This is a genomic window from Trinickia dinghuensis, from assembly GCF_003367175.1.
Classification (GTDB): domain Bacteria; phylum Pseudomonadota; class Gammaproteobacteria; order Burkholderiales; family Burkholderiaceae; genus Trinickia; species Trinickia dinghuensis.
Genome location: NZ_QRGA01000021.1, coordinates 126,014 through 126,607, shown reverse-complemented (window position 1 = coordinate 126,607; position 594 = coordinate 126,014). Strand labels below are relative to the sequence as shown.

Genomic DNA, 594 nt, shown 5'->3' with positions numbered 1-594 from the left:
ATTGCTGATCATCGATGACTTCGGACTCAAGCCGCTACGTCCGCCCGCCGACGAGGATCTGCATGAACTGATCGCCGAGCGTTATGAGGCCACGTCCACCATCGTCACGAGCAACCTCGATCTGACCGAATGGGATCAAGCGTTCCCGTCTAACCGTTTGCTCGCCTCGGCCACGCTCGACCGGCTGCGCCATAACGCTTATTGCCTGGTGCTCGACGGTCACTCCTATCGAAGCCCGCGGCTCCTTCCGGAGCATCACTTGAACCTTGCAAACGCCACCTAAACGGCACATTCTTGAACTGCAAAGATGCTCGTTTCTACCCACTTCTACTGGCGTCTATATGCCGGAAATACCCGGCTCCTTTATGCCGGAAGGTGACACCGGCGATGGGATTGGCCGATCCGCCCGGCTTCGGATGGCCATATGGTTGACCGGTGATGGGATCGGCCGGTCCACCCGGTTTCGGATGGCCATACGGTTGACCGGTGATGGGGTTAGCCGGCCCGCCCGGCTTCGGATGACCATACGGTTGACCGGTGATGGGGTTAGCCGGCCCGCCCGGCTTCGGATGACCATACGGTTGACCGGTGATG

General features: G+C 59.9%; 1 protein-coding gene and 1 pseudogene. One reads left to right on the top strand and one right to left on the bottom strand.

What is annotated here, in order from left to right; genetic code table 11:
* A partial coding sequence (locus tag DWV00_RS30200) for an ATP-binding protein (RefSeq protein WP_181885638.1) occupies window positions 1–283 on the top strand: 283 nt, incomplete at its 5' end.
* A gap of 34 nt (window positions 284–317) precedes the next feature.
* Here the strand turns inward: DWV00_RS30200 and DWV00_RS34405 are convergent.
* Window positions 318–594: pseudogene (locus DWV00_RS34405) on the bottom strand (hypothetical protein); the annotation flags it as partial.